A 15,750-nucleotide genomic window follows, 5' to 3' on the forward strand; every position below is an offset into this window, starting at 1 on the left:
CTCTTCTGCTGTTGCTTTTTGCTTACATGGCATGAAAAATCCCCCTATGATGACAGTTTTATTTTTTACTGTCTCTCATAGGGGGAGCATATCACAGTACCTTGCGGGGATTTTTTTTAGGGCGTCATTCAATACTCGTAGAACATCTTTTGGATCCGGCTGCGGTCTGTGGTCTGCATGAGGGCCAGCTGCAGCAGGATGCGGCACTTCTGGGGATTCAGGGAATCCCCATTGAGGAATCCTGCGTCGCTATAGGACTGCTCGGCAGGAATGACCGTACCGCTGCCTGCCCGGGTGCTGCGGACTACTACGATGCCTGCTTTGGAGGCCCGGGCCAAAGCCTCCTCTGCGTCCTGATGAATGCTGCCGTTGCCGGTGCCGGCGTAGACAATGCCTTGTGCGCCAGCTTTCACAGCAGCGTCCACGAAAAGGGCGTCATCATTGGCATGGCCGTAGATGATTTTCACATAAGGGAGCTTGGCGGCACTCATCACGTCAAACTCGGTGTTTCCTGCGTGCCGGCGGTCAACCGTGTTGTAGAAAGTGGGATGGCCGTCGTTCATGCAGCCTATGGGGCCCAGGGGGGACTTGAAAGTATCCACAGAAGTGGTATGTGTCTTGGTGACGTTGCGGGCGCTGTCAATCTGGTCATTGAGGCAGACCAGTACGCCCCGGTCATAAGCCTGGGGGCAGGCAGCCAGCCGCACAGCGTTCAAGAGGTTCATGGGGCCGTCGGCGCTGATAGCCGTGGCGGGGCGCATGGCACCGGTGATGACCACTGGCTTCTTGCTGTGTACGGTGAGGTTCAGGAAGTAGGCTGTTTCTTCCAGAGTGTCGGTGCCGTGGGTGATGACGATGCCGTCCACATCTTCCCTGGCCAGTAGCTCGTTGGCGCGCCTGGCAAGTTTCAGCCAGACCTCATCGCTCATGTCCTTGCTGTCGAGAGCGGCAATCTGCTCGCCTGTGACCTGGGCGTAGTCCCTGATGGCGGGGACGGCCTCCAGGAGCACATCTATGCCAAGGGCGCCTGCCTTGTAACCTGTGGTAGCGGTGCCTGCGGCTGCGTTGCCGGCAATGGTGCCGCCGGTAGCAAGTATCATCACATTTGGTTTTTCAGCTGAGCCAGCCAATCTGCATCGTCCTTTCTGGAACTTATCATATAGGAACCGCTGATAAAATGAAGTTGTCCAGATTGGCGTAGATTGTTTGTTCTTCACAAGGCGACAAACCGCAGGCATAGCGGCGCTATGTCGAGGATTTGTTAACGCAGTGAGGACAGACAAGATGCGTCAAGATGGGCTGCTGAATTTATCAGTGGTTCCTAATAATATGGGGATAGAGGATTCGTGGCGTTTGCATTGAATAAGAAAAGGGGGAGGTGTGAGTGTGTCCATTATAAACAAATTCATGCACGAGCACAAGCGCTGGCTGCAGGGGGGGCTGCTGCTCCTGCTGGCTGTGCCTGTGATATCATACGGATTCCTGGTTTTCCTGAGCTACCGCGCTGCTGACATCTTCAACTACGTGGCGGAGCATCGCCAGCTTTTCCCGGGCACGGTGACGGTGGAAAGCCTTTCTGCCACGCCTCTGGGAGATGTGAGCTTTGAGAACCTCAGCTGGACGAGCCCGGAGGGGGTGCTGCTGGCAGATATACCCGTGGGAGAGTTCCATATCAAGCCTCTGGATGTCCTGCTGCGGCATGTGGGGACCCGCAGCGTCACTTACGTCAGGACGGAAGGGGCATATCTTCATCTGATTTTCGATGAAAATATGGAACTGACAGGCTTTCGTCCCCAGGGGGAGCCCAAGGCTGGAAAGAAGAAAAGGGAGCCGGGGCTTTCCATAGTGGGCCTGGGGAGCGAGCGTCCCTTCAAGTGCCAGATCGAATTCAAGGGGGGCACCATCGAGATGGAGGCACCCGGCAATAAGAAGACTTCTCCCCGCCGTCACTTTGTCATTGGCCATGCTGACCTGACGGGGAAAATCAACACCAGAGGAAAGACAAATCTGAACCTTACTGGCGGCCAGTTCTCCGGCACGGTGGAGGCAGGGGCTTTTTACCTTACTGGCAATCTTGACTTTGCCCAGGAGGTGCCAACCTATGATTTCTTTTTGAAGCTTGCGGACTGCAACCCCGAGTCCCTGGATGTGGGCATGAAGCTGAAGGATTTTGCCTCTGTGGAGGGAAGGCTGCTGGGTCATTTGCCCCAGCCGGTCTTTGACGGCACCATCAGCTTCGATGAACTGAACCTACCTGCGCTGAAATTCACTGAAGTGACGGGGGCTTGCCATTATGAAGCGGGCCGCTTCACCGCTCACGATGTGGGGGCAAAGATATTTGGCGGCACAGTGAAGGCTCAGGGCTACTTTGACCTGGAGGAAAAGGCCTGGGGGCTTGAGCTGCAGGGGGAGGGGCTCAAAGGCGGCGCCGCCGTCCGCAACTCAGCCCTCAAGTGCCGGGTGGCCCTGAACCTTAAGATGGAGGAAAACAAGCTGCGGCAGACCAAGAGCGTCAGAGGAGATTTCCTTTCCGGGGCAGGCAGCTACCATCTGGTACCCTTCAACAGTCTGGCAGGGAAGTTTGAGCAGGAAGGCAGGAGCAAGAAAATCACCTTCCGGGATGTGGTCATCAGCCTGGCTACCGGTGATGTGACCACGGATGCCTTTACCATAGAGAAAGGCAAGCTGACTTTGGGGCCCATCTACCTTCGAGAGGGAGATGAAAGTTTACGGATTAGGTAATCTGGCAATGTCATAAATAATGGCAATGAGCCTTCCTTTTGGGAAGGCTTTTTTCTTGCCATAAACTTGCAAATGATAATTATTTGCATTATAATAGCGATGGGGTTAAAAGAGAATAAATTTCAATTGGCTTGCTTTCAGGTGGTGATGATTTGGGCAAAGAAGGGTTTGAGCACATCATGGGCTTTCACGCGGCACCTCTTCTGACGGGACTGCGTCCTGCCTGCCTGCTCTCTTTTCAGAAGAGCAGGTTTGAGGATTTTGAGGGATTGCTGGCTTCCTATCTGCCTTGTTTCCAGTGCAAGGGCATTTCGGTCTTCCGGCTTTCCGAAGGGGCTGAGTTCGTGCTGCTGCTTTTTTACCGGGCAGGGTTATTGGAAAAAGTCATGCGGCAGCGGGCAGCCCAGGAGATCTTGCTGGAAATGGGCTACCGGGAAGGAGAGAGCCTGACGGATATGCTGGAGTATCTTCGCTCCCGCATGCAGGTGAGAAAATCCTTTCCCCATGAGGTGGGACTTTTCCTGGGGTATCCCCCGGCTGATGTGAGAGGATTCATTGAGCATCGGGGGCAGGGCTTTGCCTGTGCGGGGTATTGGAAGGTTTACAGCAATGAGAAGCGGGCAAGGGAGCTTTTCAGGCTGTATTCCGAGTGCAGTCATGCCTTCTGCACCAGTTTGGAGAGGGGAGAACCTTTCCCTGAACTGGTGCAGGCAGTATAGATTATATGGAGGTTATCTTATGAGCAAAATCGCAGTTGTTTACTGGTCCGGCACGGGCAACACAGAGCAGATGGCCAAGGCCGTCCAGGAAGGCGCCCAAAAGGCCGGCGCGGAGGTCAGTCTTTTCGAGGTAGATCAGTTTGGTGTAGGTGACATGGATTCCTTTGACGGCTTTGCCTTCGGCTGCCCTGCCATGGGGGACGAAGTATTGGAAGAAGGTTCCTTCGAGCCCTTCTTCGCTGAGGCGGAAGGGAAGCTCTCCGGCATCCCCGTGGCCCTCTTCGGTTCCTACGGCTGGGGCGGCGGTGCCTGGATGGAGTCCTGGGCCGAGCGCACAAAAAATGATGGGGCCAAGCTCATAGGTGAAGGGCTGGCCATAGAGAACGGGCCGACAGATGAAGGCCTGGCCCAGTGCGAGAAACTGGGGGCTGATTTGGTGGCCGCTGTTTGATTTTAAATGCACAAAAAATTCCTCGTTGAGTTGGTTCTCAACGAGGAATTTTTTACGTTAAAATCATATGGTGGAGACAAAGTGCTATGAAACACACCACGGCAGTGCCGAAGGTGAAGTATTCTACGCAGCGCACAGGGTAGGCGTAGTGCAGGGGGATGTCCAGGACTCTTGGCATATTGCTGGCCAGCAGGGACACGGCAATGGAAACGTAGAGCATGATGGTGGTGACGGTAAGGTGGCCGATGCCCCCCAGGGCTCTGACGAGCAGGATGATGGCAAAGGCTATGAAAAAGTAGGCTATCTTATCTCCGTGTTTCTGCATGGTGTTCACTTCCTTTTGCATGATGTTTGCTTTGTTTTTTGACTATTTCGCCATGGTTATAGGAAAATCCTTCCCATAAGAGGTATAATATCAAAATGGAATGAAAATACGGGAAGGTTGTGAGAGGTTGAGCTGGTCAGGCTGTTTTGGAAAGCTCCTGCTGTTGTTGGTCATGCTGCTGGTTTGTGCAGGTTGTGGCAGGGCGCCCATGGTACAGAAAAGCGAAATTGTCATGGATACGGTGGCCCAGCTCACGGCTGAGGGGACGGAGGCTGAGGCGGCGGTGCAGGAGAGCTTTACCCGGCTGCAGGAGCTGGAGGGGCTCCTCAGCAATTATGAAGAGGGCAGCGATGCGGCCCGGCTGCGGGATTCTGCTGGCAGCGGGGCGTGGGTGAAGGTGAGCCCGGAGATGTATCATTTATTGGAAATATCCCAAAGGTATTCGCAGCTGACAGATGGCACTTGGGATATCACTGCGGCACCCCTTGTAAAGCTCTGGGGCATTGGCACGGACAAGGCCAGGGTGCCTGAGCCTTCCGAAATAGAACAGGTGCGCGGGAAGGTGGACTGGCACAAGCTGGAGCTTGATGGCAGGGACAGCGCCCGCCTGCTGGAGCCAGGCATGGAACTTGACTTGGGGGGCATTGCCAAGGGGTATGCCTTGGACGAGGTGCGGAAGATCTATGAAGCTCATGGCATCAAGAACGGCCTTATCAACCTGGGCTCCAGCTCCATGTACGGCATGGGAACCAGCAGGGAGGGCAAGCCCTGGCGCATTGGCCTGCGGCATCCTCGCAGGGATGACCCCAAGGAGTATCTGAAGGTGGAGGAGCTCTTTGATGCGGCCTTGTCCACATCCGGGGACTACGAGCGTTATTTTGAAGAGAACGGTGTGCGCTATCATCATATCATCGACCCTCGCACGGGGTATCCCGCCTGGTGCGGGAGAGAAGTGACGGCAGAAGAACGTACTGTCAGCGTAGTTGTGATCGCAGATGGCAGGGATTGCGGAGTGAAGTCGGATCTGCTGACTACTGCCTTGTTCGTGCTGGGAAAGGAGCAGGGCGGCAGGTTGTTAAAGTCGTTGGAAGCTGAAGATGTGCAGGGGGAGATTGTGACGGAGGCAAGCCTCCCGCCTTGGCAATAACTGATTTTAACAACTATTAAAAATTTTCAACTCCTAAAAGGTTTTTTTCTCCCTAAGGCGAATATTAAAGAAAACACTTCTTATCAAGACGGATATATGTCCATTAGCGGATAAATTTTGAGAGGGAGGTTCTTATCTATGCGCCTTAGGGAGAAATTCATTATCCTCACGGCTTTGTCCGGTCTTTTGGTAGCCATTGTCTCTGTTGTAGGCTACTGGAACGCCAGCACGAACCTGGAGGAAAGTGTGGAATCGGAATTGGCAGCTAATGTGGCGGCTCAGGTGAACCAGCTGGAAGGCTGGCTGTCTATTAAAGGCCAGGTGGCCACTAATGCAGCTAATCTGATGACGGCCGCCAAGGGAAATACGGCTATCATCGAATCAAGGGATTCCCTGGCACTGGCAGATGGGGACAAGGACATTCTGGAGTTGGGCATCGGCACGGAGACGGGGTTCTTCCAGGGCCGTCAGGCAGGCAATAAGACCGGGGAAATCGACCCCCGCACCCGCGGATGGTACAAGCTGGGTCATGAAAAGGGCAAGCTGGCCTTTACTGAGGCTTATGTAGACAAGTTCACCAGCAAGCTGGTGACCTCTGCTGTCTGCCCCTTCCAGGTGAACGGCCAGTTTGGCGGCGCCATCTTCGTAGATATCCTGCTGGAGACTTTGGATACCCAGGTGAAGGATATCAACTATCGGGGCACGGGATATGCCACTATCATGGAACCCTCCGGCGTGATACTTGCCACCACGGGTTCGGCTGAAAAGATGAGCAATTACAAGGACCTGCCTGGCATAGGCGCGCACCTTGATGAGATGGTGAAAACCAAGAATGGTTACTTTGAAGCCGAGAATGTTGGCAATATGGGCGACCTTATCGTAGCTTATGCCACACTGGGAAATTCCGGCTGGATAGTGGCGCTGGAGGTGCCTTATGATGCTGTCATGGGCAACCTGGGCCGCATGAAGATTACCTACGCCATCCTTACTATCTTCGGCATACTTCTCATGGGCTTTATGTGTCGCAAGCTTTCCAATGAGATTACCATACCTGTGGCAGCCCTGGAGCACAATGCTGAGGAATTGGCCAAGGGCAATCTCCGGGTTGATGATATCCCGGTGACTTCTTCTGACGAAATCGGCACCCTCACCAATGCTTTCAATACCATGGGACACAATCTCCGTGACCTGATCAAGCATATGTCCCGCACCTCCGAGCAGGTGGCAGCTTCCTCAGAGGAGCTCACCGCCAGCGCCCATCAGTCAGCCGAGGCTTCTGTCCATGTGGCTGAGACCGTGGGCGAGGTGTCTGCGGGCATGAGCCAGCAGCTTAGCGACATCGACGGTGCCAAGCAGAATGTGGACATGGTGTTCCATGACATCACGGAAATGGCAGGCAAGGCCAGGACGGTGGCCGAGGCTTCCGTGCAGACCGCAGCTGCTGCCAAGACCGGTGCGGATATGATGGAAGGCGCCATCAAGAAGATGGGCACCATCGAGCAGGGAGTCATGGAAAGCGCCGAAGTGGTGAAGAAGCTGGGGGAGAACTCCCAGCAGATCGGCCAGATTGTGGAGGCTATTTCCTCCATCGCCGAGCAGACCAACCTCCTGTCCCTGAACGCTGCCATCGAGGCAGCCCGTGCCGGCGAGCATGGCCGTGGTTTCGCAGTTGTAGCTGAAGAGGTAAGGAAGCTGGCCGCTGAGTCTCAGACCTCCGCTGAGCAGATCAAGGAGCGCATCGCTTCCATCCAGACGGACACCGCCAAGGCCGTAGAGTCCATGCAGCGTGGTTCTGACGGAGTCAAGGAAGGCACCAAGGCCATCCGTGAGGTAGGCGCCCAGTTCTCCGATATCATGAGCATGGTGGAGAGCATCAACAGCCAGATGTCCGAAATCAACAATTCTGTGAAAGTGGTTTCTGACGGGGCGAATAACATTGTCAGTGCAGTTGATTCCATTGATAATGTCAGCCGCAAGACGGCTGATAATACCCAGACTATCTCATCTGCCACGGAAGAACAGTCTGCTTCCAATGAAGAGATTGCCGCCGCATCTCAGGCCCTGGCCAAGCTTGCAGGGGATATGCAGGAAGCTGTGGGTAAGTTCCAGGTGTGACGTAGGGGGAATTTTTTATGGGCTTCTTAAACAACATCAAAGTGGCGCAGAAGCTGGCACTGATAGGAGTGTTGGCCTTCATCGCCACGGTTATAGTGGGCATCTTGGGCTACGTATATCTGAAAGAAGGCCAGGAAGATCTGGAGCATCTTTACAGAGACAATACCATGAGCCTCTATCAGTTGGGAGAAGTGCGCTACAACGTCCGGTTCTCGCAGATTCAGTGCTCGCTGCAGCCCTATACTATTCAGCCTGATCAGCGCAAGGATCGTATTGAGAAGTTCAACAAGGCTACTGCAGCTGCAGAGGCAGCCATGGCAGAATATGAGAAACTCAATGCCAGCCATCCCCGCCGGGCCGCCCTGGCAGCGGATGCGCGCAAGGTTTTTGATGAATATGTGGTCAACAGCAAGAAACTGCTGGAAATGAACGCCTTTGCTGAGGGTGGGGATGACCGCGCTCCCATGAATTACTACCAGGCAAATGTCATGCCGTTGGCTGTGAAGATCTCCGATGACCTGGCAGAGGCCCAGCGCATCGACCATGAGCGGGCTGAGGAAGCCCTGCTGAAGGGTGAGGATGACATGGCTTCGGCCATCCGCAACATGACCATTTGCTGTTTCCTCATCATTGTGGTGCTGACCTTCGCCGTGGTCATGGTCACCAGAAACATCATGGGGCCCCTGGGGCTGGTGGTGGCTGTCTGCGACAAGCTCTCCAGAGGTGACTTCCGCACCGGCGGCAAGATAGGCACCGATGGCCGCACTGACGAATTCGGCCATATGGAGCAGTGTGTGAAGTCCATGCGCATCACCGTCAACGACCTTATCAAGAAAGTCCTGCACACTACTGAGCAGCTGGCGGCTTCCTCACAGGAGCTCACTGCCAGCGCTCATCAGGCGGCGGAAGCCACGGAAATGGTGGCTCAGTCCGTCACCAACTCCGCCGGGGCAGTGCTGGAGCAGCAGCAGGATGTGGAGGATGCCATGGTCTCCATCGACCATGCCATGACTTCCATCAACAGGCTCAATGATACCGCCAAGGACGTGAACAACAATGTAGTGGAAGCCAACAAGCAGGCTCAGGCGGGCAGCGCCGCCATCGGCAGCGCCGTTTCTAAGATCGTCAGCGTAGAGGAGATCGTGAACAGCTCCACCGCCACCGTGGACAAGCTGGGGCAGCGCTCCCAGGAAATTGGCCAGATTGTGGAGACCATCTCCGGTATCTCTGACCAGACCAATTTGCTGGCTCTGAATGCCGCCATCGAGGCAGCCAGAGCAGGCGAGCATGGCCGTGGCTTTGCCGTGGTAGCTGATGAAGTGCGCAAGCTGGCTGAGGAATCCCAGGTAGCCGCCAAGCGCATCGCCGACCTTATCGGCGGCATCCAGAAGGATACCAGCTCTGCCGTGAGCTCCATGCAGCAGGGCAACGTGGCTGTCAAGGAAGGTACCCAGTCTGTAGGACAGCTGCAGGAATCCTTCGACAAGATCAAGGCATCGTCTGACATGGTAGCCCAGAAGGCCGACGCCATGGGCAAGGACCTGCAGGTCGTGTCCAGCGATACGGACAACATCCGCGCCCGCTCTGCCAAGATTTCCGAAAACAGCCGCAAGGTGGCTGCGGAAATGGAAAGCGTCTCGGCAGCCGCCGAGGAGCAGTCCGCTTCTGCCAGCGAAATCGCCACCGCCTCCGAGGCACTGGCCCAGCTGGCCCACGGCTTGCAGACGGCAGTGGGAGCATTCAAGGTTTGATTGCCGACAAGTCAATATATGCTATGCACGCAAAAGGACGGCCCGTGATGGGCCGTCCTTTTAATTATCCAATGCCAGGGAAACCTTCGTTTCCTCAAAGGTCTTCATATTGTTCAGCGCGCTCAGGGACGCTTCCAGGATGTGCAGGGAGAGGCACCCCGTCAGTCCTCCGGGGGCCTTGATGCCCATCTGCATGAGCCTTGGCTCAGGGTGCAGGACATAGGGGCGGATGTCGGGGCAGAGCTGTTCGGTGTATCTGGCGATGATGTCTGTGGCGGGGTCGCCGATGAACACCAGGCTGCTGTTGTGGGCGGCGGCCAGGATTGCTCCCATCAGGGCGGCAATGGTGCCGTGGTAGTCTGGGGGCGTGTGCTGCAGGAACTCGTCGGCGGCGTAGGCCAGCTTGCCGCTGTCCGTGAGGAGAGTTTCTGCAAAGGTCTCTGCGGCAGTGCCCAGGGGCTTCCCTTCAAGTTCTCCCATAGTCAGCACCAGGAGGGGCAGGTCAAAGGATATTTCCTCGGCTTTTTCCCGGCCAAAGTTGAAATAGGCAGTGAGGGGCAGGCCTTCCCTGAGCCTTGCCACCACCAGGTCTGACTCGAAGCTGCTGGCAAAGGTATCGCTGAGGAAGGACTGAGCCTCGGAAAGGGGGCCGGGAGAAATCAGCAGCACCGAGGAGGGCGGGTCATAAGGGGGCAGAGGCTCCCTTACCGCCCCGGCGAACTCGGCGGCCAAATCCTCAAGGCTCCCCAGGCTGTACCTGGGCTTGGCCAGGCTGTCCAGCCTGGCTTTGGCGGCCTCGAAGGTTTCCTTGTCCAGGTCGGGCATGGTCTTCAAATAGAAGTCGAAGGTCTTGTCCGTCACTTCCGGGGCATCGCTGTCCATAAAGGAGATGTGCAACCCGCCTGCCCCCAGGGCAGTCTCATCTATGGGCAGTCCCGTCTCCTCGTCGCTGCCGCCGTCGTAATCCTCATCATCGAAATCCTCATTGACGGCTTCGCCTTGGGAGTTTATGGCCTCCTGATGTTCCTGGGCCCGCTTCAGCAGCAGCAGGGCAGTGCCCAGGAAGCGCAGTAGAATGGAGGAACCGCAGGCCTCCGACAGGTTCAGCCCCAAGGTCAGATAAGGCTTTAAGCCTAATTTTTCCAGAGTGTGCCGGTGGGACTTTTCCCCGCCTAAGTGGCTAGGGAGCAGGCAGGCGACTACGCGGGGGCAGATGCTCTGGGCCACCAGTGCGGCGGCGGCGGTGTTGGCCCCATCCAAAATGGTGACCATTCTGAGGGCGGCTCCCCCCAGCATCAGGCCTGCCATGGCGCCAAATTCAAAGCCTCCCACTTTGGCCAGCACATCTATGGCCTTTGCTCCCCGGGGAGAGGCCTTTTCGCTGTTCCTGCCTATGAAGCCGTTGGCCGTCAGAGCCGTCCTCACTGCCTGCTGTTTCCGTGCAAGGCGCTCCTCGGAAATACGGGAGCCACGGCCTGTGGCTTCCTCAGGTGTCAGGCCGCAGAAGACGGCGGCCAGGCAGGCCTGGGCGGTGGTGTTGCTGATGCCCATTTCCCCGGGCAGGAGTACATTCTTTCCCTTGGCGTGGGCCAGCTGGGCCATTTTGATGCCATAAGCTACGGCCAGCATTGCCTGCTCCCTGCTCATGGCAGGGCCTTCGGTGAAGTTCTTGGTGCCACTATCCAGACGGCAGTCGATGATTCCCGGCAGCACGGGTTCTTCCGGCAGGTTCATGCCCATGTCCACAACGTAGAGCTTTGACCCTGCATAGTCGGAAAAGGCATTGGCAGCGCCGCCCTTGGGCAGCAGATAGTTCTGGGCCATCTGATAGGTGGTTTCGGGAGGATAGGCACTGACCCCTTGCCGGGCAATGCCGTGGTCGGCGCAGAAGATGAAGGTGGCGGGCTTCAGTTCCTCAGCCTCGTCTTTGCCACGGGCGGTGAGGTATTCCAACAGCAGCTGCGGCAGGCGTCCCAGGGAGGGGAGTTCTCCCCCCAGGGATTTGTCCAGCTTATCTATGGCCTGCATGGCAGGTTCCATATCCTGAGAGAGAATTTTATCCAGGGTTTCCTGCAAGAGGGCTTCTGCCTCTGCATAGGTGAGCCCTGCTGATATTTCCTGCATGATGTCACTCATTTGCCAGCCCCTCCGGCGGCTTTCTTCCTGTATTCTTCAACCTGCTTCAGGGAAAGGCCGATGCGGCCTCGTTCCTCGTCTACCTTGATGATAACCGTGTCGATATTGTCGCCTACGGACAGCACGTCCAGAGGGTGCTTTACTCGGCGATGGCTCAGCTCGGAGATATGTATGAGCCCTGCTTCGTGGAGGCCGATGTCCACAAATGCGCCGAAGTCCGTTATATTGCGCACAGTGCCTCGCATGATGGTGCCCACCTTCAGGTCAGACAGCTTCACGATGGCCTGGCGGGTGAGAGGGGCAGGCAAATCTTCGCGTGGGTCACGCCCCGGGCGGGTCAGGGCTGCGAGAATGTCCTTGACGGTGGGCTCGCCTGCCTCGAATTTGGCAGCCAGCTTCTTCACGTCAGCCAGTTTGGCTTTGGCGGCCAGGAATTCCAGCTGTTCCTTTTTCAGGAGGTCGGCAGAAGAGAAGCCCAACTCACCCAGGATTTTCTCTGCCAGCTCATAGGACTCCGGATGGACGCTGGTGCTGTCCAGGGGATTCTTGGCGGCCTTGGGGGAAAGGCGCAGGAAGCCTGCACACTGGGTAAAAGCGGCAGGTCCCAGGCGGGGCACCTTCAGCAGCTGGCGGCGGGCGGTGAAACTGCCGTTCGCGTCCCTATAGGCTACGATATTCTTGGCCACGGCGGCAGAAATGCCTGCGATATGGGAAAGAAGGGCCGGGGAGGCGGTGTTCAGGTCTACGCCCACATGGTTCACTGCGTCCTCCACGGTGGCGTCCAAAGTGCCCTGCAGCTGCTTCTGGTTCACGTCATGCTGGTACTGGCCCACGCCGATGGCCTGGGGATCGATCTTCACCAATTCCGCCAGGGGGTCCTGCACCCGGCGGGCAATGGAGGCGGCACCGCGCACCTCCACCCCGTATTCCGGCAGCTCCTGGGCTGCCAGCTTGGAAGCGGAGTAAACGGAGGCCCCGGCCTCGTTGGTGATCAGGTAATTGACGTCAGTGAGCTTGTTGTCCGCAATCAATTTGGCGGCAAACTGCTCAGTCTCATAGCTGGCGGTGCCGTTGCCGATGGAAATGAGGTCTACGCCGTATTTCCTGATCCAGCCGAGAACTGTCTGGGCTGCCTTGGCTTTGGCGCCCTCGCTCTGGGTCACCTGGATGATGCCGTGGTCGAGAATCCTGCCGGTCTTGTCCACCACGGCGCACTTGCAGCCGTTGCGGAAGCCAGGGTCAAGGCCCAATACGGTGTGGCCGGCAAGGGGGGCCTGCAGGAGCAGCTGCTTCAGATTCACCCCGAAGAGCTTGATGGCCTGTGCTTCGGCCTCCTCGGTGAGGGCGGTGCGGATTTCTCTTTCTAAAGCGGGCAACAGCAAACGCTTGTAGCCGTCCTCGATGGCCTCATGGAGAGCTTCGTCAAAGGGAGAAGTGCGGCCCTTCTTCATGACCCGGCGTTCAATGCGGCGCACATTGGCTTCGTGGTCGGTGATGAGGGAAACCTTCAGGCAGTCCTTCTTCTCCCCCCGGTTGATGGCCAGCACGCGATGGGAGGGGAGAGTCCTCACAGGCTCGGAGAACTCGGCGTACATCTGGAAGGTCTTGGCTTCCTCAGGGTCGCCTTTGGGATTAGTCTCAGTGGCCAGCAGGGCGCTTTTCCAGAGGTGGTCGCGCATTTCCTGGCGCAGGGAGGCCTCCTCCATGACCTGCTCGGCCACGATGTCTTTGGCCCCTGCCAGTGCTTCCTCGGCGGTGGCAACTTCTTTTTCCTCGTCAATGAAGGCAGCTGCAGCCTCCAGTGCGGTGCCCTGCACGCCTTCCTGCTTCAGCATCATTTCTGCTAGGGGCACCAGACCCTTTTCCCTGGCTACCATGGCCCGGGTGCGCTTCTTCTGCTTATAGGGCAGGTACAGGTCCTCCAGTTCCTGCAGCTTGGCGGCCTTCTCGATGGCAGTCTTCAGATCCGGGGTGAGCTTGCCCAGTTCCTCAATCTTGGTGAGGATTTCTTCCTGCCGCTTCACGAAGTTCCGCAGATAGGTCAGCCGTTCGGACAGCAGGCGCAGCTGCTCATCGTCAAGCCCTCCCGTGGCCTCCTTGCGGTAGCGGGCGATGAAGGGCACAGTATTGCCCTCATCCAGCAGGGTCATGGTATCTTCAATCTGCTTCGGGGTGACGGAAAGCTCCTTCGCCAGCACCGAGGGGATATCTTTTTCTAACATATTTATACCAACTTTCTGTAGGTGGTTGTGAAAATACAAAGCATATTCTCTATTTTACGTCATACTCTAACGCTTTGCCAGATGAAAATGGAAGAAGTGGATTTTGCATCATCTTCCAGGAGTGAGTTTTTGGGAAAAATACGGTACGGGCAGCGAAAGACAGGCTTTGGAGAGAATATTTTATTTCTTTTATAAATGGGGCCGATTGAAGCAGATTCTTCCTTGTGATAAAATAAAAAGGATTTGAAACAAGAACAAGGCAGAGGAAGGGAAGCAATGGAGAAGGTTCTGGCGGATGCACTGGCGGCTCTGGCGGGCAGGAAGGTCTATATTTATGGTGCCCAGCCCATAGCCTATGGGGCGAATCTGGCTCTGCGGTCGTTGGGGGTCAAGCCCGAGGCTTATGTGGTGACCAGCAGGCGGGGCAATCCTGATGCACTGGACGGTGTGGCCGTGAGGACCATCGATGAGGTGCCACGGGACAAGGAGACAGCATTCCTGCTGTCTGTGCCGGAGTATCTGCACCCGGAGATCAAGGCGGAGCTGGCCGCACGGGAGTTCCAGCAGGTCGTGCCCATGGATTCGCAATTGGAATTTGCCCTGATGAAAAGCTATTACCGCACGCGGGGTCTGAAATTTGTCGAAGACTATGCCCCGGCGGGCAAGGCAGAGCCGCTGGAGGTGGAAATCTATGTGGCCCGCTCAGGCGTGGACAAGGCGCTGAGCAATGCCTTCCCCCTGCAGCCTCCTTTTTTCGATGTGCAGGCAGGGGCCGCGCTGGATCGTGTGGCTTTGGATAGTGCCTTTCGTGATGATGAGGGGGAGAATATCTCCGCCATGAACCGTGACTATGCGGAACTTACCGTCACTTATTGGGGCTGGAAGAATCGTCGGGCCGGGATCAAGGGACTGGCCCACTATCGCCGCTACCTGGTGCTGGGGCAGGAGGATTACAGCCTGCTTGCCTCCGGAACGGTGGATGCCATTCTGCCCACGCCCTACATTGGTTGGCCCGATGCTTCTGCCCAGTATGGCAGGTACAATCATCCCCTGGCCCTTGCGGCCATGGAGCAGGCCCTGAGGGAGTTTTCGCCGGAGGAAGCCGGACGCGCTATGGCAAAGCTGAGGGGGCCCTGGGTCTATAACTACAATATGGTAGTGGCCAGAGAGGCGGTCTTTGATGACTACGCTGCCTGGCTTTTCCCCCGCATGGAGCGGGCCGGAGAGATCTTTGGAGCGGGAGAAGGACCGGGAATGGGACTGGACCGGCCTGTGGGGCATATCGGAGAGCTCCTGACCTCCCTTTATTTCATGCTCCACGATGATTTGAAGATTATGCACGCCAGGAAGGTCTGGCTTACCTGAGGGAAAGGATATTGGGTAATATGGCAGCTAATGAGAAGGTAAAAGTTTTGATATTTGCAGGCGGAGCGGGCCGTCGCATGAATGCCCGCTCCCTGCCCAAGCAATTCCTGCAGGTCTATGGCAAGCCGGTCATCATACATACGCTGGAGCATTTTGAGTATCATGACATGATAGATGAGATTGTCATTGTCTGCATCAAGAACTGGATCAGTGAGCTCAAGGGCATGCTGAACCGCTTCGGCATCCGCAAGGTCACCATCATCGTGCCCGGCGGCAAGACTGGCCACAAGTCTATCTGGGAGGGCCTGAAGGCCATGCGCAGCAGCACCAATGACCAGGATATCGTGCTGATTCATGACGGGGTCAGACCGCTCATCACCGATGAGTTGATCGAAGCCAATATCAATGCAGTGCGTAAGTATGGCAATGCCATCACCTGTGAGGCGGCCCGGGAAAGTGTGGTCATGAGCACTAACGGTGTGGATATCCAGCAGGTGCCGAACCGGGATTTCATGTATGTGGCCAAGGCCCCCCAGTCCTTCCGCTTTGGTGAAGTGTATGGTGCCTACGAGCAGGCGGAGCAGGCGGGATATCAGACCATAGATTCTTCTCACCTGTACGGCATCCAGAAACGGCACATGCATCTCTTGCACAGCACTAGGAACAATATGAAAATCACAGAACCCGCGGACTTCTACATCTACAAGGCTCTCTACGAGGCCATGGAAGCACAGCAGATATATGGTTTCTAAGCGCGAAAAAGCGGCCCTCACATGG

General features: G+C 56.4%; 12 protein-coding genes. 8 read left to right on the plus strand and 4 right to left on the minus strand.

The window, feature by feature from the left end:
• Nucleotides 1-128: 128 nt before the first annotated feature.
• Complete coding sequence (locus BLW59_RS07465) at nt 129-1,130, minus strand: asparaginase (protein ID WP_074697291.1); 1,002 nt, start codon at nt 1,128-1,130, stop codon at nt 129-131.
• A gap of 256 nt (nt 1,131-1,386) precedes the next feature.
• On the opposite strand from BLW59_RS07465, the gene BLW59_RS07470 reads away from it, so the two are divergent.
• From BLW59_RS07470 to BLW59_RS07480, 3 genes are all read left to right on the plus strand, one after another.
• Nucleotides 1,387-2,742, plus strand: coding sequence for a hypothetical protein (locus BLW59_RS07470; protein ID WP_081348445.1), 1,356 nt, complete (start codon nt 1,387-1,389; stop codon nt 2,740-2,742).
• Between the two features lie 179 nt (nt 2,743-2,921).
• Nucleotides 2,922-3,461 carry a DUF3793 family protein gene (locus BLW59_RS07475; protein WP_074697344.1) on the plus strand — a complete coding sequence of 180 codons (540 nt, stop codon included), beginning with the start codon at nt 2,922-2,924 and terminating at the stop codon, nt 3,459-3,461.
• A 19-nt stretch (nt 3,462-3,480) separates the two neighbouring features.
• Entirely contained in the window at nt 3,481-3,912 is a 432-nt protein-coding gene (locus tag BLW59_RS07480; RefSeq protein ID WP_074697292.1) for a flavodoxin, read from the plus strand.
• Nucleotides 3,913-3,964: 52 nt separating this feature from the next.
• On the opposite strand, the gene BLW59_RS07485 is transcribed toward BLW59_RS07480, so the two are convergent.
• Entirely contained in the window at nt 3,965-4,237 is a 273-nt protein-coding gene (locus BLW59_RS07485) for a hypothetical protein (protein ID WP_029546329.1), read from the minus strand.
• Nucleotides 4,238-4,445: 208 nt separating this feature from the next.
• Here BLW59_RS07485 and BLW59_RS07490 point away from each other — a divergent pair, with 208 nt between their 5' ends.
• The 3 genes from BLW59_RS07490 to BLW59_RS07500 all read left to right on the plus strand — a co-directional run bounded on the left by BLW59_RS07490 (nt 4,446) and on the right by BLW59_RS07500 (nt 9,250).
• Nucleotides 4,446-5,384 carry an FAD:protein FMN transferase gene (locus tag BLW59_RS07490; RefSeq protein WP_175463382.1) on the plus strand — a complete coding sequence of 313 codons (939 nt, stop codon included), beginning with the start codon at nt 4,446-4,448 and terminating at the stop codon, nt 5,382-5,384.
• A gap of 138 nt (nt 5,385-5,522) precedes the next feature.
• Nucleotides 5,523-7,499 (plus strand): methyl-accepting chemotaxis protein, encoded by a 1,977-nt coding sequence (locus tag BLW59_RS07495; protein WP_074697294.1) that lies wholly within the window; start codon nt 5,523-5,525, stop codon nt 7,497-7,499.
• A gap of 17 nt (nt 7,500-7,516) precedes the next feature.
• The gene (locus BLW59_RS07500) at nt 7,517-9,250 is read left to right on the plus strand and encodes a HAMP domain-containing methyl-accepting chemotaxis protein (protein ID WP_074697295.1); all 1,734 of its coding nucleotides are present in this window, start codon (nt 7,517-7,519) and stop codon (nt 9,248-9,250) included.
• 60 nt (nt 9,251-9,310) lie between these two features.
• Here BLW59_RS07500 and BLW59_RS07505 read toward each other — a convergent pair whose 3' ends face one another.
• The gene (locus BLW59_RS07505; protein WP_074697296.1) at nt 9,311-11,386 is read right to left on the minus strand and encodes a nicotinate-nucleotide--dimethylbenzimidazole phosphoribosyltransferase; all 2,076 of its coding nucleotides are present in this window, start codon (nt 11,384-11,386) and stop codon (nt 9,311-9,313) included.
• Nucleotides 11,383-13,608, minus strand: coding sequence for a Tex family protein (locus BLW59_RS07510; protein WP_074697297.1), 2,226 nt, complete (start codon nt 13,606-13,608; stop codon nt 11,383-11,385). Before BLW59_RS07510 ends, BLW59_RS07505 begins: the two co-directional genes overlap by 4 nt.
• Nucleotides 13,609-13,884: 276 nt before the next feature.
• Between BLW59_RS07510 and BLW59_RS07515 the strand changes: the two genes are divergently transcribed.
• Both BLW59_RS07515 and BLW59_RS07520 read left to right on the plus strand, forming a co-directional pair.
• Nucleotides 13,885-14,973, plus strand: coding sequence for a DUF4422 domain-containing protein (locus BLW59_RS07515; RefSeq protein WP_074697298.1), 1,089 nt, complete (start codon nt 13,885-13,887; stop codon nt 14,971-14,973).
• A gap of 20 nt (nt 14,974-14,993) precedes the next feature.
• Complete coding sequence (locus tag BLW59_RS07520; RefSeq protein WP_074697299.1) at nt 14,994-15,725, plus strand: IspD/TarI family cytidylyltransferase; 732 nt, start codon at nt 14,994-14,996, stop codon at nt 15,723-15,725.
• The last annotated feature ends 25 nt before the right edge of the window (nt 15,726-15,750 follow it).

It is taken from the genome of Selenomonas sp. KH1T6 (genome assembly GCF_900108415.1).
GTDB lineage: Bacteria > Bacillota > Negativicutes > Selenomonadales > Selenomonadaceae > Selenomonas_B > Selenomonas_B ruminantium_A.